Source organism: Streptomyces sp. CB02980 (assembly GCF_014451325.2).
Lineage (GTDB): Bacteria > Actinomycetota > Actinomycetes > Streptomycetales > Streptomycetaceae > Streptomyces.
Window position 1 is genome coordinate 43,875 of record NZ_JACSCH020000012.1, and the last position, 19,657, is coordinate 63,531.

The 19,657-nt window shown below is 70.4% G+C and carries 15 protein-coding genes; 8 read left to right on the top strand and 7 right to left on the bottom strand.

Translation table 11 applies throughout. The features are described from left to right. The first annotated feature begins 86 nt into the window (after positions 1 to 86). Complete coding sequence (locus tag E0F75_RS24190; protein WP_187624672.1) at positions 87 to 1,391, top strand: MFS transporter; 1,305 nt, start codon at positions 87 to 89, stop codon at positions 1,389 to 1,391. 58 nt (positions 1,392 to 1,449) lie between these two features. Here E0F75_RS24190 and E0F75_RS24195 read toward each other — a convergent pair whose 3' ends face one another. Beyond that, a complete protein-coding gene (locus tag E0F75_RS24195; RefSeq protein ID WP_187624673.1) occupies positions 1,450 to 2,901 on the bottom strand; it encodes a hypothetical protein in 1,452 nt (483 codons plus the stop codon). A 385-nt stretch (positions 2,902 to 3,286) separates the two neighbouring features. Here E0F75_RS24195 and E0F75_RS24200 point away from each other — a divergent pair, with 385 nt between their 5' ends. Genes E0F75_RS24200 through mmsB form a run of 4 tightly spaced genes read left to right on the top strand, consistent with a single transcriptional unit; the run spans position 3,287 to position 8,174 of the window. Continuing rightward, positions 3,287 to 4,270: a hypothetical protein gene (locus tag E0F75_RS24200; RefSeq protein WP_187624674.1), complete on the top strand. Its 984-nt coding sequence runs from the start codon at positions 3,287 to 3,289 to the stop codon at positions 4,268 to 4,270. A gap of 5 nt (positions 4,271 to 4,275) precedes the next feature. Beyond that, on the top strand, positions 4,276 to 5,385 hold the full coding sequence (chvE, locus tag E0F75_RS24205; protein WP_194481626.1) for a multiple monosaccharide ABC transporter substrate-binding protein: 1,110 nt from the start codon (positions 4,276 to 4,278) through the stop codon (positions 5,383 to 5,385). A gap of 16 nt (positions 5,386 to 5,401) precedes the next feature. Continuing rightward, the gene (gene mmsA, locus E0F75_RS24210) at positions 5,402 to 6,964 is read left to right on the top strand and encodes a multiple monosaccharide ABC transporter ATP-binding protein (protein WP_187624676.1); all 1,563 of its coding nucleotides are present in this window, start codon (positions 5,402 to 5,404) and stop codon (positions 6,962 to 6,964) included. Further along, a complete protein-coding gene (mmsB, locus tag E0F75_RS24215; RefSeq protein WP_187624677.1) occupies positions 6,954 to 8,174 on the top strand; it encodes a multiple monosaccharide ABC transporter permease in 1,221 nt (406 codons plus the stop codon). The genes mmsA and mmsB overlap by 11 nt, the downstream gene beginning before the upstream one ends. A gap of 102 nt (positions 8,175 to 8,276) precedes the next feature. Here the strand turns inward: mmsB and E0F75_RS24220 are convergent, their stop codons facing one another. The 4 genes from E0F75_RS24220 to E0F75_RS24235 form a co-directional block, all read right to left on the bottom strand. Next, positions 8,277 to 10,568 carry a beta-glucosidase gene (locus E0F75_RS24220; protein WP_187624857.1) on the bottom strand — a complete coding sequence of 764 codons (2,292 nt, stop codon included), beginning with the start codon at positions 10,566 to 10,568 and terminating at the stop codon, positions 8,277 to 8,279. A 95-nt stretch (positions 10,569 to 10,663) separates the two neighbouring features. Then, entirely contained in the window at positions 10,664 to 11,482 is an 819-nt protein-coding gene (locus E0F75_RS24225) for a carbohydrate ABC transporter permease (RefSeq protein ID WP_187624678.1), read from the bottom strand. Continuing rightward, on the bottom strand, positions 11,482 to 12,429 hold the full coding sequence (locus E0F75_RS24230) for a carbohydrate ABC transporter permease (RefSeq protein WP_187624679.1): 948 nt from the start codon (positions 12,427 to 12,429) through the stop codon (positions 11,482 to 11,484). The genes E0F75_RS24225 and E0F75_RS24230 overlap by 1 nt, the downstream gene beginning before the upstream one ends. 17 nt (positions 12,430 to 12,446) lie before the next feature. Continuing rightward, complete coding sequence (locus E0F75_RS24235; RefSeq protein WP_187624680.1) at positions 12,447 to 13,754, bottom strand: ABC transporter substrate-binding protein; 1,308 nt, start codon at positions 13,752 to 13,754, stop codon at positions 12,447 to 12,449. 152 nt (positions 13,755 to 13,906) lie between these two features. Between E0F75_RS24235 and E0F75_RS24240 the strand changes: the two genes are divergently transcribed. After that, complete coding sequence (locus E0F75_RS24240; RefSeq protein WP_187624681.1) at positions 13,907 to 14,929, top strand: LacI family DNA-binding transcriptional regulator; 1,023 nt, start codon at positions 13,907 to 13,909, stop codon at positions 14,927 to 14,929. Here the strand turns inward: E0F75_RS24240 and E0F75_RS24245 are convergent. After that, positions 14,926 to 16,008: a mechanosensitive ion channel family protein gene (locus E0F75_RS24245; RefSeq protein WP_229312812.1), complete on the bottom strand. Its 1,083-nt coding sequence runs from the start codon at positions 16,006 to 16,008 to the stop codon at positions 14,926 to 14,928. The two genes, E0F75_RS24240 and E0F75_RS24245, sit on opposite strands and share 4 nt — an antisense overlap. 175 nt (positions 16,009 to 16,183) lie before the next feature. On the opposite strand from E0F75_RS24245, the gene E0F75_RS24250 reads away from it, so the two are divergent. Further along, a complete protein-coding gene (locus tag E0F75_RS24250; protein WP_187624683.1) occupies positions 16,184 to 16,408 on the top strand; it encodes a DUF6458 family protein in 225 nt (74 codons plus the stop codon). Positions 16,409 to 16,535: 127 nt separating this feature from the next. Here the strand turns inward: E0F75_RS24250 and E0F75_RS24255 are convergent, their stop codons facing one another. Continuing rightward, on the bottom strand, positions 16,536 to 18,440 hold the full coding sequence (locus E0F75_RS24255) for a glycoside hydrolase family 5 protein (protein WP_187624684.1): 1,905 nt from the start codon (positions 18,438 to 18,440) through the stop codon (positions 16,536 to 16,538). A gap of 212 nt (positions 18,441 to 18,652) precedes the next feature. On the opposite strand from E0F75_RS24255, the gene E0F75_RS24260 reads away from it, so the two are divergent. Then, positions 18,653 to 19,591, top strand: a complete 939-nt coding sequence (locus E0F75_RS24260) for a RimK family alpha-L-glutamate ligase (RefSeq protein ID WP_187624685.1) — start codon at positions 18,653 to 18,655, stop codon at positions 19,589 to 19,591. Positions 19,592 to 19,657 lie beyond the last annotated feature (66 nt).

Below are 19,657 nucleotides of genomic sequence, written 5' to 3' on the forward strand. Positions count from 1 at the left end.
GCTTCGGCGAGCGGGCCCGCGGCGACGGGGGACGACCGCCCACCCGTACGACCCCCTGCTCCACCCGCACCCGCAGGAGTCGCCCCATGGCACCCCGTACCGCCACGCCGCCCCGGCACATCGCCGCCCCGGCACCCGACCGTCGCAGAGCCTGGCTGATCATGGCGATGATCGTGGCCTTCATGGTCATCAACTTCGCCGACAAGTCGGTCCTCGGCCTCGCCGCCGTTCCGATCATGGAGGAACTCGACCTCAGCAACAGCACCTACGGCCTCATATCCAGCTCCTTCTCCTTCCTGTTCAGCGTCTCGGGACTCCTCGTCGGATTCCTCTCCACCCGGATCTCCAGCCGGGTCCTGCTGTTCGTCATGACCGTGGTGTGGGCCGTGGCCCAGCTCCCGGTCCTCGTGGTGGCCTCGGTCCCGACCCTGATGGCCGGCCGCATTCTGCTCGGTGCCGCCGAGGGACCGGCGGCCTCCATGTCGATGCACGCCCTCTACAAGTGGTTCCCGCCGGAACGCCGCGCCCTGCCCTCGGCCCTCCAGATCGGCGGCGCGGCCCTGGGCACGCTCATCGCGGCCCCCCTGGTCACCTGGCTGATCGACGGCTTCGGCTGGCGCTCGGCCTACGCCGTCCTCGCGGTCGTCAGCGCCTGCTGGGCGCTGCTGTGGTGGCGCGTCGGCCACGACGGACCGTACGACCACAAGCACTCGGCCACCGGATCCAGCGGGCTTCGGCTGCCGTACCGCAGGATCCTGCTGACCGGCACCGTGCTCGGCAGCATCGCCAGCGCCTTCGGAGCGGCGTGGGCGCTGTCCCTCAGCCATGCCTGGCTGCCCGCGTACCTCAGGACGCAGCTGGACATGTCGGCGGCGGCCTCCGCGACCGCCATCAGCGTCATCTCCGGCTTCGGTCTCGTGCTGCTGCTCGCGGTCTCCCCGTTCGTGGACGCGCTGAAGTTCCGTGGCGTGAGCAGCCGTTGGTCCAGCGGGGCGGCGCAGAGCATCGCCGTGTGCGTGGCCGGGTGCGCGATGGCGGCGTTCCCGTTCGTCGAGGCGTCCGGTCCGCGGCTCGGGCTGATCGCGCTGGCCTTCGGCGGCACCGCGATCGCCATCCCCCTCCACTACATGACGACCGCGCAGGTCGTCCCCCCTGCCCAGCGCGGTGCCGTCTTCGGCATCGTCGCCGGTGTCGGCACCCTGCCGGGCCTCGTGGCGCCCTTCCTGACCGGCCACCTCATCGACACGGCCGACACGCCGGCCGCCGGGTACACCGCCGCCTTCCTCGTCGCCGGCGCGGTGATGCTCGTGGCCGGCGCCTGCGCCCTCACGGCCATCCGCCCGGAGCGGGACGCGCGAGGGCTGGGGCTCGACGCCGTGCCCCAGCCCTGAACCGCGCTGCGGAAGGCCGTGTCCGGGCCGGTCGGGACGGCTCCGGCGGCGTACTGTCCTACTTCTTCAGGTGGAGGGCGATCAGACGCATGGTGTCCGTGCCGGCGTACGTCACGAACAGGCCTGCGCCGGAGGCCATGGCGGCGGGCAGGGCGGTCGCCTCCGGCAGGGGAGTGGCGGCGCCGGTGGTGGCGGAGACGGAGACCGGAGTCAGGGGAGGTCGCTCACCCGCGGTCCCGTAGGCGGTGCCGTCGTCTCCGACGGTACTGAGGGTGATCTCCTTGGCGTCCTGGCCCCGGTCGGCGCAGGTGCCCTTGCCGGTCCGCAGGTCGAAGACAGTGCCGCCCGTGACCAGGAAGCGGTCGTCGGGGGACAGGGCCGGCTTCACCCCGGCGCCGGACCCCGGGCCCGGGATGCGGATCGCGTACTCGGTGTCATCGGTCCGGCAGGGGGCGGTGGCCCGGACGGCTCCCGTCGACAGGTCGTGGACGGCGGAGACGCCGTCGCCCGCGGTGAGCCAGTTGGCGATCACGTAGCTGCCGGCGGCACCGGCGATGCGGCCGTTGGGCGTCTCCGTCATGCCCGAGCCCACGCTCTCCTTCTTGAGGACGGCTTCCACGCCGGGCGGAGCCACGCGCGTGCTCTGCCAGCCGCCGTCGGCGCCGAAACCGCCGTCACCCCCGAAACGATCGTCGCCGTTCGTCACAAGACCCTTGGCGCTCGGGAACGACATCAGGAAGTCGGGGTCCGTCGACTTGCCGTTCAGGCTGACCTTCGCGTCGCTGGTGTCGTGGACCTTGCCGTCGACGGACACCAGAATGCTGTCGCCGCCGTACGAGGTGACGACCAGGCCCCCGGGCCCCGGCAGCACGCCGGGCCGGTCGAACTCGCCGTCAGGGGCCTCCGCGTTGCCCGCGCCGACCGGGGTCATGTCCTTGCCCGAGGCATCGGCCGGGTAGAACGCGACGGCGACGACCTCCTTGTACTCGTGGAGCTCGTCGCTGCGGGCCTCGCCCCGCGCCCACACCGCGAAGTACTCGCGGTCCAGGCCGGAGACCAGGGCGATCTGCGGGACGGCCAGGGCGCCGGACGTCTCGTCCGCCTGCTTCTCGGTGGGCTTGGGTCCCTGCCATGGTCTGCTCGTCGACAGCACCTTGCCGGAAGCCGCTTCACGCACCTTCAGGACGTAGCCCTGCCCGGTCTTGTCGAGATGGGCGACGGTGCCGGCCTTCTGCGAGACCGCGTAGGGCAGGGGCTGCCCCTGGGGGAGCCACTCGGCCTCGACCTCCCAGCCCTTGGCCGTGTCGAACGCGGAGGGGGCGGCGATCTTGCTCGAAAGCGGAGCGCCGTCCGCACTTCCGGCGTCACCGCCGTTCGCCGCACCGCCACCGCTCGCACCGCGAGTGCTCGCGCCGCCACCGTTCGCACCGCTGTCCGATGAGCAAGCGGAAAGGCCGCACAGCAGCGCACCCGCAAGCAGTATGGACGTCCCCGTCGTGCCGATTCTCATGCGTGGGCCCCCGAATTCCCCGCGTCATCAGGGGGGTTGCGTGTCGTACCCCCCGACAGACGATCTGTAAACGATCAAGCAAAGAGGGGAGCTTAGCAGCGCGGTGCGGGGGATCGGCCTGCGCGATTCGGGGCAGGCGGCCGCCCGATGATCTGAGTGCGGCTCCGAGGAAGGGCCCGAACTCGACGAGTTCGGGCCCTCACCCATGCCCTCGGCCGGGCGCTGCGCAGGACTGCGCGACCCCTTGACGCGCCTCGTGCGGCCTCCCTACTGTCACGCCAGAATTTCGAACGCCTGACGAAATACCGAACGTACAGCCCGATTGAGGAGGCTCGTACTCGGCACTTCGAACCATGTCCGATATCTCGAACGTGAAGGACGGTCCGTGACCGACGATCCGACCCCGACCTCCCGCCGGCCCGCCGAGCGTGCGCTCGCCGTGCTCGGCCTCGGGGCGCCCGCCCCGGCGCCCGCCGACGCATCGCCGCACTCCTTCCCCGGCGGGGGCCGCTGGCGCACCGAGATTCCGTCCTGCGAGGGCCCCGAGGCACTGGCCGTGGTCCTGGCGGAGGCCGAGCGGCTCGACGTGCCGGTGCACCGGATCAGCCAGGGCAGCGGCGTGTGGATGCTGACCGACGCGGAGATCGCCGACATGGTCGCCGCGACCACCGAACGTGCCGTCGAGCTCTGCCTGTTCACCGGCCCGCGCGGCACCTGGGACATCGGCGGCTCGGTGCGCACCGACTCGCGGGGGGCCGGTCCGCGTGCGCGTGGCCACGACGCCGTCGCCGGGTGCGTCGAGGACGCCGTCCGCGCCACCGAACTCGGCGTGAGGTGCCTGCTCGTCGCCGACGAGGGCGTGCTGTGGACGCTGCACCGGGCGCGGCTCAAGGGCCTCATCCCGGCGGACACCACGCTCAAGGTCTCCGCGCTGATCGGCCCGGTCAACCCCGCCTCGTACGCGGTGTACGAACGCCTCGGCGCCGACTCGATCAACGTGCCGAGCGACCTGACGCCGGATCACCTCACCGCCATTCGGCGGGTTTCCGCGGCCCCCATGGATCTGTACATCGAGGCCCCCGACGACCTCGGCGGCTTCGTGCGGATGTACGAGGTCGCCGAGCTGATCCGGCGCGGCGCACCGCTCTATCTGAAGTTCGGCCTGTCCAAGGCTCCCGGGATCTACCCGTACGGCCACCATCTGCGGACCCTCGCCCTGGACACCGCCAGGGAGCGGGTGCGGCGCGGCCGCCTCGCCCTGGACCTGCTCGCCCGGCACGGCGCGGACGGCGCGATGGCGCCGCTCGGCTCCCGGCTGCCGGGGCTCCTGAATCGCTTCGATCTCAACGACGAGAAGAACGAGGACTGATGACCATGCGCAACCGCAGTGCCGCCGTGACCGGCGCCCTGGCCGTGACCGCCTCCCTCGTGCTCGCCGCCTGCGGGCAGAACGCCGAGGGCGGCGGCAAGGGTGGCTCGGGTGGTGCCGAGGGCGCCACCATCGGCATCGCGATGCCGACCCAGTCCTCCGAGCGGTGGATCGCGGACGGCAAGAACGTCGTGAAGAACCTGGAGGCGAAGGGGTACAAGACCAGGCTGGTCTTCGGCGAGGACGACCCGGACCAGCAGGTCGCCCAGATCGAGAACCTGATCACGCAGGGAGTGAAGGCACTCGTCGTCGCCGCGATCGACAACAAGTCCCTGAACAACGTGCTCCAGCAGGCCGCCGACGCGGACATCCCGGTCATCGCCTACGACCGGCTGATCCTCGGCTCGAAGAACGTCGACTACTACGCCTCCTTCGACAACACGAAGGTCGGAGAGCTCCAGGCCACGTACATCGTCGAGAAGCTCGGCCTGAAGGACGGCTCGAAGAAGGGCCCGTTCCGCATCGAGCTGTTCGCCGGCTCCAACGACGACAACAACACCAAGTACTTCTTCGACGGCGCCATGAGCGTGCTGAGGCCGTACATCGACAAGAAGCAGCTGCTCGTCGGATCCGGCCAGACCGCCCTCAACCAGGTGACCACCCTGCGGTGGGACGGCGGCCAGGCGCAGCGGCGGATGGACGACATCCTGACCTCCACGTACAAGACCGAGCGGGTCGACGCGGTGCTCTCGCCCTACGACGGCATCTCGATCGGCATCCTGTCCGCGCTCAAGTCCGACGACTACGGCTCGAAGTCCAAGCCGCTCCCGGTGGTCACCGGCCAGGACGCCGAGCTCGCCTCGGTGAAGTCGATCATCGCGGGCGAGCAGACCCAGACCGTCTACAAGGACACCCGGGAGCTCGCGAAGATCGCCGCGAACATGGTCGACGCGGTGCTGCACGACAAGAAGCCGGAGGTCAACGACGAGAAGACGTACGACAACGGCGGCAAGGTCGTCCCCGCCTACCTGCTCCAGCCGGTGAGCGTCGACAGGACCAACTACGAGCAGGTCCTCGTTGGCGGTGGCTACTACACCGCCGCGGACCTGAAGTAGCCGGGAGGAGGCGACCATGACGGGACCCGTCCTGGAGATGCGTGCGATCGGCAAGACCTTCCCCGGAGTCCGGGCGCTTTCGGACGTCACGCTGACGGTCCGGCGGGGCGAGGTCCACGCCCTCTGCGGGGAGAACGGCGCCGGCAAGTCGACCTTGATGAAGGTCCTCTCCGGTGTCCACCCGCACGGCAGTTACGAGGGGGAGATCCTCTTCGAGGGGGCGGCCTGCCGCTTCCGGGACATCCGGGCGAGCGAGCGGCTCGGCGTCGTGATCATCCATCAGGAACTGGCGCTCGTACCGTACCTGTCCATCGCCGAGAACATCTTCCTCGGCAATGAGCGGGCGGCGCGCGGAATCGTCAGCTGGAGCGAGACGCTGAAGGAGGCGGCCCGGCTGATGCGCCGGGTCGGCCTCGACGAGCATCCGCAGACCCGCGTCGCGGACATCGGCGTCGGCAAGCAGCAGCTGGTGGAGATCGCCAAGGCGCTTTCGAAGGAGGTGAAGCTGCTCGTCCTGGACGAGCCCACCGCCGCTCTCAACGACGAGGACAGCACCCAACTCCTGGATCTCATAGCAGAGTTGAAGGAGCAAGGAATCACCTCGATCATCATCTCGCACAAGCTGGGCGAGATCCGGCGGGTCGCCGACACGGTGACGATCCTGCGCGACGGCCGGACCATCGAGACGCTCGACGTGGCCGATCCGGCCACCACCGAGGACCGCATCATCAGCGGCATGATCGGCCGGGACCTCGACCACCGCTTCCCCGACCGCACGCCGTACGCGGGCGAGCCGGGCACCGCCCCGGCCCTGGAGATCCGCGACTGGACCGTGTTCCACCCGATCGACCGGCGGCGCAAGGTCGTCGACGGGGTCTCGCTGTCGGTCCGGCGCGGCGAGATCGTCGGCATCGCGGGCCTCATGGGCGCGGGCCGCACCGAGCTCGCGATGAGCGTCTTCGGCCGCTCGTACGGGCGGTACGGGGGTGGCACGGTCCTCAAGGGCGGTGCGGCGATCCGCACCCGCAGCGTCCCCGAGGCGGTCGCGCACGGCATCGCGTACGTCACCGAGGACCGCAAGCACTACGGGCTGAACCTCATCGACACCATCGGGCGGAACATCTCGCTCAGCGCGCTCGGCAGGGTCGCCCGGCGGGGCGTGGTCGACGCCCACGAGGAGCGCAGGGTCGCCGAGGGGTTCCGCACCTCCATGAACATCAAGGCGCCCACCGTCTTCGAGCCGGTGGGCCGACTGTCCGGCGGCAACCAGCAGAAGGTCGTCCTCAGCAAGTGGATCTTCGCCGGACCGGACGTGCTGATCCTCGACGAGCCGACACGGGGCATCGACGTCGGCGCCAAGTACGAGATCTACACGGTGATCGACCGGCTGGCCGCCGAGGGCAAGGCGGTGATCGTCATCTCCTCCGAACTGCCCGAACTGCTCGGCATGTGCGACCGGATCTACACCATGGCCGCGGGCCGGCTCACCGGCGAGGTGCCCCGCTCGGAGGCGACGCAGGACGTGCTGATGCGCCACATGACCAAGGAAGACACGAGGGAGAACGACGATGAGCGCTGACGTCACGGCCGAGAAGCCGGTGGCCCGCCCGGCCGGGGGCACCGCCCGGCCGCTGCTCGACGGCATGCGCCGCAACATGCGCCAGTACGGCATGCTGATCGCGCTCGGCGTCATCGTGGCGCTGTTCGCGGTGTGGACCGGCGGCGACCTGCTGCTGCCGCGCAACGTGTCCAACCTGGTGCTGCAGAACAGCTACATCCTGATCCTCGCGATCGGCATGATGATCGTCATCGTGGCCGGGCACATCGACCTGTCGGTCGGCTCGATCACCGCGTTCGTCGGCGGTGTGGCGGCCGTGCTGATGGTCCAGCACGATCTGCCATGGCCGGTCGCGGCGCTGCTGTGCCTGGCCATCGGCGCCGTCGCGGGCGCTGCGCAGGGCCTGCTCATCGCCTACGCCGGGATGCCGTCGTTCATCGTCACGCTCGCCGGAATGCTGGTCTTCCGGGGCCTGACCGAGGTGTTCCTGGAAGGCCAGACCCTCGGCCCGTTCCCCGAAGGCCTGCAGAAGCTCGCCAACGGCTTCCTGCCCGAGGTCGGCCCCACCACGAACTACCACAACCTGACACTCGTGCTCGGTCTCGTGCTGATCGCGGTGGTGATCCGCCAGGAGGTCCGTGACCGGCGCCGGCAGAGCGCGTACGCGCTGGAGATGCTGCCGGCCAAGCTGTTCGCGGTGAAGCTCGCCGCGCTGACCGCCTCGGTCCTCATCTTCACGCTGCTGCTCGCCAGCTACAAGGGCGCGCCGGTGGTGCTGCTCATCCTGGCGGCGCTCCTGGTGGGCTTCGGCTATCTGATGCGCAACGCGGTCATCGGCCGCCATGTGTACGCCATCGGAGGCAACCTGCCGGCGGCGAAGCTGTCCGGCGTACGGGACCGGAAGGTCACCTTCCTGGTCTTCCTCAACATGGGCATGCTGGCGGCGCTGGCCGGTCTGGTCTTCGCGGCCCGCTTCAACGCCGCCTCCCCGAAGGCCGGTCTCAACTTCGAACTGGAGGCCATCGCCGCCTCGTTCATCGGCGGCGCGTCGATGAGCGGCGGCGTCGGCACGGTGCTCGGCGCCATCATCGGCGGTCTCGTGCTCGGTGTGCTGAACAACGGCATGAACCTCGTCGGCATCGGCACCGACTGGCAGCAGGTCATCAAGGGACTCGTCCTGCTGGCAGCGGTCGGTTTCGACGTGTGGAACAAGCGGAGGGTCGGCGCGTAGCCGGTTCCCTGCCGAGCCCGGGGGCGGATCAGCGGGACGGAGACCGACAGGGCGGCGCCCACCCGGCCGGTGCGGTCGGGTGGGCGCGGCACGACCGTCCGGTCAGCGGCAGGTGTCCGGGAGGACCTCGAAGCCGGCGTGCAGGCGCCGATGGTGGTCGACCTGCCGCACCGGACCCGTCAGTGTCACTCGGGCGGTCAGCCGCGGCTCCGTACTGGACGCGCTGAGCCGCAGCTCCAGTTCTCCCGGTTCCACGACGCGCTTCCCGGCCCTGCCGGTGAACGAGGCGAGGTCCGCGGGGACGACCGAGCGGATCCGAACCCGCCGGCCGGGGGCCAGGTCGAGACGTACGTACCCGATGAGCCTCTGTACGGGCTGGACCACGGAGGCCACCGGGTCGTGCAGATACAGCTGTACGAGTTCGGTTCCGGCGCGGTCGCCGGTGTTCGCCACGGTGAGGGCGAGCCGCACTTCGCCGTCCGTGCGGACCTCGGTGTCCTCGACGACCAGATCGCTCCATGCGAAGGCGGTGTAGGTGAGGCCGTGTCCGAAGCCGAAGGCCGGGGTCGGGTCGATGCTGGAGACCTCGCTGCCGTGGCCGAGGCGGGAGGCCAGGTAGGTGGACGGCTGGGCGCCGGGGTGGCGCGGCACGCTGACGGGCAGCCGGCCGCTCGGGCCGGTCCGTCCGCTGAGGACGGAGGCGATGGCGGCCGTTCCCGCCTCGCCGGGGAAGAAGGACTGCACGACGGCGGCGGACTCGTCGGCCGCCCGGCCGAGCGCGTAGGGCCGGCCGGCCAGCAGGGTCGTCACGACCGGTGTCCCGGTGTCGAGGAGGGCGTCGAGCAGCCGGCCCTGCGCGCCGGGAAGGACGAGGGACTCGGCGTCGCAGCCCTCGCCGCTGGTGCCGCGCCCGAACAGCCCCGCGCGGTCTCCGAGGGCCGCCACGACGACGTCGGCGCCGCGGGCGATGCCGAGGGCCTCGGCGAAGCCCTCGGTACCGCCGTCGTCGATGCCGGTTCCCCGCGCCACGAGGACCTCGGCGTCGGGGAACTCGGCCACGAGGGCCTCGCGCAGGGTGGGCAGCGCGATGCCGACGGGGATGTCGGGGTGCTGTGCGCCGACGTGGACGGGGAAGGAGTAGCAGCCGAGGGCGGCCGTGGGAGCCTCGGAGTTGGGGCCGATCAGGGCGATCCGCCGGGGAGTGAGCGGGTCCAGCGGCAGGGTCCCGTCGTTGCGGAGCAGCACGACGGCCTGCTCGGCGATGCGGCCGGCCAGCTCCCGGTTGGCGGCCGGGTCCAGGTCGATCGTGCCCCGGAGGGCGTCGGGTCCGGCCGTGGTGTCGGCATCGCGCAGTGCCGGAGGGACCGGGCTCCAGTCGGGGTCGAGCAGCCCGAGCCGGGTCTTCTGCAGGAGCACCCGCCGGACCGCGCGGTCCACGAGTTCCTCGGGCACGTGTCCCTGCCGGACCGCGGCCAGGAGCGGGGCGCCGAAGGTCTTGACCGTGGGCAGTTCCACGTCGACGCCGGCCGCGAGGGCCGCCCCGGCCGCCTCGCCGAACGTGCCGGCGACGCCGTGCAGGGTCTTCAGGAACGCGATCCCGAAGTAGTCGGCCACGACGGTTCCGGTGAAGCCCCAGGTGTCCCGGAGGAGTCCGGTGAGCAGCCGGTCGTCGGCCGCCGAGGGAACGCCGTCGGTGTCGGTGTAGGCGTGCATCACCGACCGTACGCCGCTCTCCCGGACCGCCATCTCGAACGGGGGCAGGATCACGTCGGCCAGCTCCCTGGCGCCCATGCCGACCGGGGCGAGGTTGCGGCCGGCCCGGGAGGCGGAGTAGCCGGCGAAGTGCTTGAGGGTGGCGACGACCCCGGCGGACTCGAGTCCCTGGACATAGGCGGTGGCGATCGTCCCGACGAGGTACGGGTCCTCGCCGATGGTCTCCTCGACGCGCCCCCAGCGTGCGTCGCGGACGACGTCGAGGACGGGGGCGAGCCCCTGGTGCACGCCGACGGCCCGCATGTCGCGGCCGATGGCGGCAGCCATCTCCCGTACGAGCGCCGGGTCGAAGGTGGCTCCCCACGAGAGGGGGACGGGGTAGGCGGTGGCGCCCCAGGCCGCGAAGCCCGCGAGGCACTCCTCGTGGGCGACGGCCGGGATGCCGAAGCGGTTCGCGGCGGTGATCCGGGCCTGCGTCCGCATCAGTGAGAGGGCGCCGACGGCGGGGTCGACGGGCACGGTTCCGAAGGGCCGGGTGAGCTGGCCGAGGCCGTCGGGCAACAGGTCGTCGAGGTCGACCGGCGCCTCCATGTCGTGCTGGTGCGGCGCGACCTCGGCGCCCTCGTCGGAGGCACCGACCCATACGCCGAAGAGCTGGGCGACCTTCTCCTCCAGGGTCATCTCGTGGATCAGCGCGTCGACTCGGGCTTCGGCGCTCAGCGCGGGGTCGCGCCAGGCGCGGTACGGGGCTTGGGGCTGGATGGCCACGGTGCCGGTCACTTTCCTCCGACCCCCATCAGGCCCTGGACCAGGGCGCGACGGGCGAACAGATACACGAGCAGGATGGGGAGCATGGACAGGACGACGGCCGAGAGGAGACCGGGGATGTCGACGCCGTGTTCCGTCTGGAAGTCGTAGAGGCCCATGGTGATGACCTTGTTCTCCGAGGACTGCGTGAGGACGAGCGGGAACAGGAAGCCGTTCCAGGCCTGGAGCGACGAGAAGACGACGATCGTCGAGAGACCGCTCTTCGACAGGGGTAGCACCAGCTGCACGAAGATCCTCCAGGGGGAGGCCCCGTCGACGGTCATGGCCTCGTACAGCTCGGGAGTGATGTCCCGCATGACGCCGGAGAGGATCAGGGCACAGACGGGCATGGCGAAGGCGGCGGTCGGCAGGATGACGCCGAGGAGGTTGTCGTAGAGGCCCGCCTCGTTGATGAGGTAGAACATCGGGACGATGACCGCCTGGGACGGGATGGCGAGCCCGAGCAGGAAGAGCCGGAAGATCCGGCCGGTGGCCTTGCCGTCGCTGCGCACGATGGCGTACGCGAGGGGCGGTACGAGGAGCAGGACGATCCCGACGACCGCGACCGTGACGACGACCGTGTTGAGGAAGTACTGCGCGAAGCCGTCGTCGAGGTCGTTGACGTAGTTGTCGAGCGTGAATCGCTCGGGGAGGGCCAGAGGGCCGTTCGCCGCGTAGTCCGCACGGGACTGGAAGGTGGCGATCAGCATGACGTACAGCGGCAGGCCGACCACGAACAGCCAGACCAGCGAGCCGAGTCCGGCCAGGTGGTTGGGGCGGCTCCTCATCACACGCCCTCCATGGTGCTGCGCATCCTGTCGTATCCGGTGAGACGCACCATGACCAGGGAGACGAGAGTGGCGACGAGGACGAGGAGGAGCGCGATCGCGGAGGCGCCGCCGAAGTCGAAGCTCTTGAAGGCCTTCTGGTACATGTAATAGGCGCTGTTCGTGGTGTCGGTGCCCGGCCCGCCCTGGGTGAGGATCAGTACGGTGTCGAAGGTCGTGAGCCCGCCGACCACCATCAGGATCATCGAGGTGACGACGGTGTTGCGCAGCTGCGGCAGGGTGATGTGGAAGAACTGGCGTACCGTGCCCGCGCCGTCGATCCGGGCGGCCTCGTAGAGGACCCCGGGGACGGCCCGAGCGGCGCCCTGGTAGATCAGGGTGTGCAGGGGGGTGAACTGCCAGGTGCTGACGAAGACGAGGACACCGATGGCGCCGACCTGCGTGCCGAACAGGTTGCCGTCGCCGAAGATCCATCTGGCCTGTGAGGGGACCCCGAAGTTGGGGTCGAGCACGGCGCGCCACAGGACGGAGACCGCGGTGATGGAGAGCAGGAGCGGGACGAAGTAGACAGCGGAGAGCACGGCCCGGTTGCGCTGCGGGCCGGCGGCCCAGACGCCGAGCAGGATGCTGAGCGGCGTCTGGACGACGACGCCGAGAACGGTGAACACCAGGCTCAGCCAGAGGCTCTTCACCATCACGGGGTCGTCGAGCAGCCGGCTCCAGTTGTCCAGGCCGGCGAACTCCGGAGAACCGAGGCCGTTCCAGCGGGTGAAGGACAGGACGACGACCAGGAGGAGCGGTACGAGGGCGAACAGGCCGAAGAAGACGGCGGCGGGCGCCGCCCAGGCGATGCCCGGGCGGCCCACACCGGTCACGGGGCGGCTGGGCCGTCCGAGCCGGCTCGTCTTCTCGGTGCTGTCCACGGTGGGGACTGCGGTAGTGGTCATGTCAGGCGTTCCGGAGGTCAGGCCGCGGGCAGGGTCTGCATGGCGGCGATGAAGGCGTCAGGACCGGTCTGTCCGCTGAAGAACTGCTGGACGGCCTGGTGGATGGTGGTCGTGGCCGCCGGGGGGAAGGCCTGGTCCCAGGAGAGCTGGAAGGCGGGGGCCTTCTTCACCAGGTCGTACTGGTACGTCGAGTAGGCGGGGCTGGCGGAGCCGTCCAGGAACTTCGGGGTGTTGGCGGTGGTGGGCAGGTTGCCGATGCCCAGCTGGCTCTTGACGAACTCGTCGGAGTACATGAGCTTCAGGAACTCGGCGACGGCCTCGGGGTGCTCGGTGGTCTTCAGGACCGAGTAGAAGTTGTTGGTGTTGCCGGCGAGGTTGGCCGGGTCCCCCTTGCCGCCCTCGACGGTCGGGAAGGTGCCGTAGCCGAGGTCGCTCTTCACGAAGTCCGGGTAGGCGTCCTGCAGGGTGGAGTACTCCCAGGAGCCCATGAGTTCGAAGGCGGCCTTGCCGCTGGCGAGGAGGGCGGGGGAGCCGCCGTCGGTGAACTTGACCGAGTCGTAGTTGGTGCCGAAGGCGCCGGCGTCGATCAGCTCCTTGAGCATGCCGAGGGCCTTCTTGCTGTCGGCGCTCGCCCAGACGCTCTTGTCCCCGTTCACCGCCTTCTGGAAGTGGTCGGGGCCGGCCACCCGGTCGTAGACGTACTGGAACCACATCTGGGTCGGCCACTTGTCGCCGCCGCCGAGAGCGATGGGGGTGACGCCCTTGGCCTTGAGCGCCTTGACGGCGGCCAGGAGCTCGTCCCAGGTGCGCGGCGCGGTGACACCGGCCTCCGCAAGGACCTTCTTGTTGCTGAACAGCAGGACGGGCTGTGTGCCGCGCATGGGTATGCCGTAGGGCTTCCCGTCGACGACGGCGGTGTTGAAGACCGACGGCAGGAACTGGGACTTCAGGCCGGGGTCCTTGGCGATGAAGTCGTCGAGCGGCATGAGCAGGCCGGCGTCGACGTAGGGCTTGATGCTGCCGCCGCCCCAGTTGAAGAAGACGTCGGGCGCCTGCTTGCCGCTGATGATCGTCTGCAGCTTGGACTGGTAGTCGGCGCCGGGGATGGTGTCGAGGACCGCTTTGACCTTCGACGTCTTGTTGAAGGTGGCGACGAGCTGCTTCTCCACCTTGTTGGCGGCATCGCCGTACACCAGGACGTGGATCTCGGCCGAGCCGCCTCCGGCGGAGTCCCCCGAGCCGCCGCAGGCCGCCAGGGACAGTGTCATGGCCAGCGACGCTCCACCGACGACAGCAGTTCTGAGGAGCCGTACGTGACGCTTCATCGCCTCACCTTTCGAAAGAGTTTCGCTCTGAGTGTCGAAACTTCACTGCCGTCGGACGCTAAAGTTGGCGCGGTGAGCCGGTCAACCCTCCGGTGGAGGGTTATCAAAGCGTGACCATGTCGATGGGGGGAGCGGTGCTTTATGCTGCTCAGATGCGAGATGGCGAGGAGAGCAGGCGAATCACGCTGGCGGAAGTAGCGCAGCAGGCCGGAGTGTCACTTTCGACAGTTTCGAAAGTTCTCAACGGCCGGCAGGACGTATCGTCGGCCACCCGCGTCAAGGTGGAGCAGCTCCTCGAAACGCATTCGTACCGGCGGACCACCCGCGTCGCCAGGGAGGCGCCGCTCGTCGAACTCGTCTTCCACGAGCTCGACAGCGTGTGGTCGATGGAACTGATCCGTGGGGTGGAGAACCTCGCCAAGGCGCACCAGGCGAGCGTCGTGCTGACCGAGAGCGGCACTCGTCACGCCCCGGCTCCGGACTGGATCGAAGGCGTGTTGCAGCGCCGGCCGATCGGCGTGGTCCTCGTCTTCTCCTCCCTCCCCGACGCCGTCAAGCGGCAGCTCGACGCGCGGTCGATCCCCTTCGTGATCGTCGACCCGGCGGGTGACCCCGAACCTGACGTGCCGTCCGTCGGTTCGGCGAACTGGTCCGGCGGCGTCGCCGCGACCCGTCATCTCATCGACCTCGGGCACCGGCGCATCGGCATCATCACCGGCCCCGAGGACATGCTGTGCTCACTGGCCCGGCTCGACGGCTACCGGTCCGCGCTGAACATGGCCGGCCTCGCCCACGACCCCTCCCTCGTCCGCTTCGGCGACTTCCACGTCGAGGGCGGATACGCATGGGCCATGGAGCTGTTGCAGCTGCCGGACCGGCCCACCGCCGTCTTCGCCGGAAGCGATCTGCAGGCGCTCGGCGTCATGGAGGCAGCCCGGGTGTGCGGGCTGCGCGTGCCCGAGGACCTGTCCGTCGTCGGTTACGACGACGTGATGATCGCGCGCTGGTCGAGCCCACCGCTCACCACGATCCACCAGCCGCTGCGGGAGATGGGCGAGGAAGCGGTGCAGATGCTGCTCCGCCTGCGCGCGGGGGAGCCCTCGGTGACCCGCATGGAGCTGGCGACCAGCCTCGTCGTCAGGAAGAGCACCGCACCGCCACCCGCACGTCGCTAGGGCCTGTCCGACCGCGCAGGCCGCGGCCGGTCGAAGGGATCGGCGGCGGGAGCGGTGACCACCTTCGGGAGGGCGCCCGGGTGCTCCCGCGCGAGCCAGCCGACGAGTTCCTCCCGTACGGCGCAACGGGTCGTCCACAGGTCGTCGGCGTCCTTGGCGGTCACGATCGCCCGCACCGTGATGCCGGTCGGCGAGGTGTCGGTGACGGCGAGGTCCCAGCCCCGCCCGTCCCAGGTGCCGCAGGTGGCGAGGAACTCCTGGAGGTGCGCCCGTACGAGCGCGACCGGTGTCGTGTGGTCGCAGTGGACGAACACCGAACCCGTCATCTCCGCGCCGCCGCGCGACCAGTTCTCGAACGGCCGCGAGGTGAAGTACGAGACGGGGAGCGTGACGCGGCGCTCGTCCCAGGTCCGGACCGTGAGGAAGGTGAGGGTCACCTCCTCCACGACACCCCATTCGCCGTCCACGACGACGGTGTCGCCGATGCGGACCATGTCGCCGAACGCGATCTGGAACCCGGCGAAGAGGTTGCTCAGCGTCGACTGGGCCGCCACGCCGGCCACGATGCCGATGATGCCGGCCGAGGCGAGCAGGGACGTGCCGAGGGTGCGGAAGGACGGGAAGGTGACGAGGGCCGCGGCAGCGGCGAGCACCCCGACGGCGACGGACACCACCCGCATGATCAGCGTGACCTGGGTACGGACCCGGCGGAGCCGGGCGGCGTCGCGTGAACGTCCGGCGTACCGCGCGTACGAGGACTCGACGACGGCCGCGACCGTCCGCACCGCCAGCCAGGCTCCGCCGCCGATGAGGCACAGCAGCAGGACGCGGCTCACCGCCTCCACGTGCTCTTCGAGCGGCCCCCGGCCGGGCGCCGCTACCGGGTAGGCCCATCGGAGCAGGGCGGCCAGCACGACGACGTACAGCGGTGTGCGGCAGCGGCGCAGCAGCCCCCACAGCGGGGTTTCCGGATGCCTCGCGTCGGCGAGGCGTGCCAGCAGGTCCGCCGCGCGGCAGACGACGAACGCCGCCAGCGCCGAGCCGCCGACGGAGATCGCCAGGCGGACTACGGTCTCCATGTGCTCCCCAGAGGATGAGTCGAACGGGCTCGTCCCGTACGCCTCACCGCCGGCGAGCCCGCCAAACATCCGCTGCCCCGGGCCCCCGGCCGCTCGCCGCGGAGGGGGTGAGAGTCACGGACCGGGGTACGCGAGGAACATCCGACCCCGCAAGGGCGGAGACTAGGGAGGAAACATGGGCCTGGGAGTCTGCATCATCCTGATCGCCGTCGGAGCCATACTCACCTTCGCGTCCGACTGGGAGGTCGAGGGGGTCAACCTCGATCTGGTGGGGCTGATCCTCATGGCCGTCGGCATCATCGGTACCGCCGTGTACACGAGCATCCTGCGCCGCCGCCGGGTCGTCGTTCCCCCGGTCGCCCCGACGGTGACCGAGGACGAGCGGCGGGGCCTGTACTGAGACGGAGGACCGGGGCGGCCCGGACCTGGCACGGCTGCCGGTGCCGGCGGGCGCGGACGTGTTCGTCCGGTGTCCGCCGGCACCGTGCCACCGTCCGTGTGGACGCCGGACGACGACCGACCGGCCCTCAGAGGGTCCGGCAGAGCAGGGCGGCGGGCTTGTCGCCCCTCGCCCAGGCGCCGCTGTGCGCGACGCCGGCCGCGTACTCGTCGCTGCCGCACTGGCCCTTGTAGGTGCCGAGGGCGAACTCGCCGCCGGGCGCGCCGGCGGGACGGTTGTCGCCGCGGTCGAACCAGAGCGTGCGGCCGGTCTTCGGCAGGGCCCGGGCGGCCTCGGCGCACAGCACGGCGGACACGGCCCGGCCGCGGAGGCTGTAGCCGACCATGAACTGGTTCGTGGGGCACTGGAATTTGGTGTAGCCGCTGGCCCAGTCGCCGTCGGTGACGTGTCGCTCGTCGGTCACGACGGTGAACGCGCCGGCGGGCGCGGCGAGTCCGCGTGCTCCGGTGTCGGTGCACAGACCGCGTCCGCCGTCGTGGGAGAGCCCGACGATCCGCTCGCCGTCGGGGCAGGCCGCCTTGCGGGCGCCGTGGTCCCAGTCGCCCTTCGCGCGGGCGCGGAGGGACTGGACGAAGTCGGCGTGGTCCGTGGTGAGCATGTCCCAGGAGTCGGCGACGGGTACGGCGCCGGACCTGCCGGAGGCGTCGACGAGCCGCTGCCAGTGCGGGGTGCGCCAGTCGTCGCCGTCGAGGACGCCTGAGCGCCGGCCCTGGCTGTCGTAGTCCAGCAGCTTCCACCGTCCGTGGCCGGTGAAGCCCACCGCCGGCCAGTAGGCGAAATCGACGTCGTGCTCGATGAGGTAGTCGACGAAGTTCGCGAACCAGGTCCGGCCCTGCGGGTTGGTCTCGTCGGCGCCGATGCCGAACTCACTGATCCAGACGGGCGCGGTGTAGTGACGCCGGGTGTCGTCGGCGACGAAGAGGGCCTGGCGCTGGAGGGTCTGGAAGAGCTCTTCACGGGGGAGCTCCTGGTAGCGCCAGTCGCTGGTCTCGCCCGTGCCGGTCGCGCCGGTGTGGTGGGGGCCGGTGTAGCCGTAGAAGTGGGCCGAGTAGACGAGCTTGTTCGAGGCGACCAGGGTGTGGGACAGCTCGCGGGCCGGTTCGAGGGTGGGCCGTCCGTGCGGGGTGAGATCGGTGGGTATGCCCTGCCAGTTGATGCCCTCGACGATGACGAGGAGGTCGGGGTTGGCCTCGGTGAGCAGCCGGTCGCCGACCCGCTGGGAGGCGGCCCACCAGTCGTGGTCGTTGCCCCAGCCCCAGTTGGCGTCGTCCATGACCGTGCGGCGGACCTCGTTGTAGAGGTCGGCGCCGACGACGCCCTTGTCGTCCTTGTAGCGCTTGGCGAGGAAGAGCCAGTCGGCCTCCCACTGGGCGGTGGACTGGCTGGTGTTCCAGCGCTCGTTGCCGTCCAGTCCGCAGCACCAACGGGAGGTGTTGGTGTGGTTGTTGAGGATGACCGCGAAACCTTCCGCGGTGGTCGCCGCGATCACCGAGTCGAAGACCTGGAGCGGGGTCTTGCCCTTGAGGGCCGGGTTGGCCGCGACGGCGGCGTCCGGCACGGCCCGCTGGTCGTGCAGCATCTCGTTGGAGAAGGGCAGCCGGATGCTGTTGGCGCCGAGCCGGTGGAAGTCGGCGAGGATGTTCGAGAGCGGGGCACGGTCGAGCCCCAGGGGCACCTGGTCGGACTTCTCGGCGTCGTGGTGGCCGGCGGGGTCGTTCACGTCGCCGGTGCCGTTGTACGAGCCCTGGGCGCCGTGCCAGTTCACGGACTTGAGCTTGAAACGGTCGCCACGGGCGTCCACGACGTAGCGGCCGCGGGTGCTGAGCGGCGGCTGCCAGCTCTCGGCGAGCAGGGAGCCGGCGGACGAGGGCGGGGAAGTGGGCGCGCCTGCCCGGGCCGGCGCGGCGGTGGCCGGTGTCCCGGCGACGATGAGGGCCGCGGCGAGCGCGACTCCCAGCAGTGACTTCTTCATGACGGCCTTAGGTGGGTGACGGGTGGGAGCCGTGCCGCAGTATGTTCGCGTAAACACCCCGTGGCTGACAAGACTCCGTACCCACAAGTAACCGCCGTCGGCGGTCCGTTCCCCGGTGTGGTCGTCGTGACCACCGTGAACACCTTCCGGTGGACGCTCGCCCTATGATCAGTCGGGACCGGCAGAGGGCGCCCGCGAACGAAGGGACCGGCATGTCGTCCGTGATCGAAGCACGTGCCTGGCTGCTCCTGTGCCCGGGGCTCAGCCGGGGCACGGACGGTGCTGTCGGCGGAACCCCCGGTCCGGTCACGTCGGCGCTCATGGCCGCCTTCGCCGCGGAGCTCGGGCACCAGGCCGTGGTGGTCCACAGCAGCCGGCTGGTACTCGGTGTGGAAGGCGGACGGCTCACACTCGCCGACACCAGCGGGCAACCCGTCCCCGCGCCGGCCGTGGCCTACGCCCGCCTGTCGACGCCTCAGCTGTCGGCCGACAGGGAAGTCACCCTGCTGCGACACCTGGCTGCGATGGGCACGCAGCTGATCAACCCCGCCGAGGCGGTCCTCGCGGCGGTGAACAAGTTCTGGCACCTGCAACAGCTCGCTGCCGCAGGTATCCCCGTCCCCGACACCCGCACCCACACCGACGCGCCCCTGGAGCACGTACTCGATGGGGGTGTACCGCAGCCGTGCGTGGTGAAGGCCGTACGCGGCCATCGTGGCCGACGGGTCTTCCTCGCCGCTGACGCCAAGGGGCTGCGCGCTGTGGCGGGCAGTCTGGACGACCGGCACCCCTATCTCCTCCAGCGGTACGTCGCCCACTCCCACGGCCGGGACCTGCGCGTCATCGTGGTCGACCGCCGGGCCGTGGCCGCCGCCGTGCGCACAGCCGGTGACGACCGTCTCGTCTCCAACCTGGCGCAGGGCGGCACCCACACCGTCTGCACCGGCCGGTATCCGGACGCGGAGGCGCTGGCCGTCGAAGCGGCGAATGTCATCGGCCTGGGCGTCGCCGGCGTCGATCTCCTCTTCGAAGCCGACGGTTCCTTCACCGTGTGCGAGGTGAACTGCAATCCCACCTGGCGGCCCGACATGCCCGGGATCGAGGAGGCCATCGCCGTCGCCTGCCGCAGCCGTCTCGAAACAGCAGGCTGAGCGCGCCGCCGCATCCGGCGCACGATCGCGACGGCGTCAGCTGCGCTGCTTGACCGCAGCAGACGG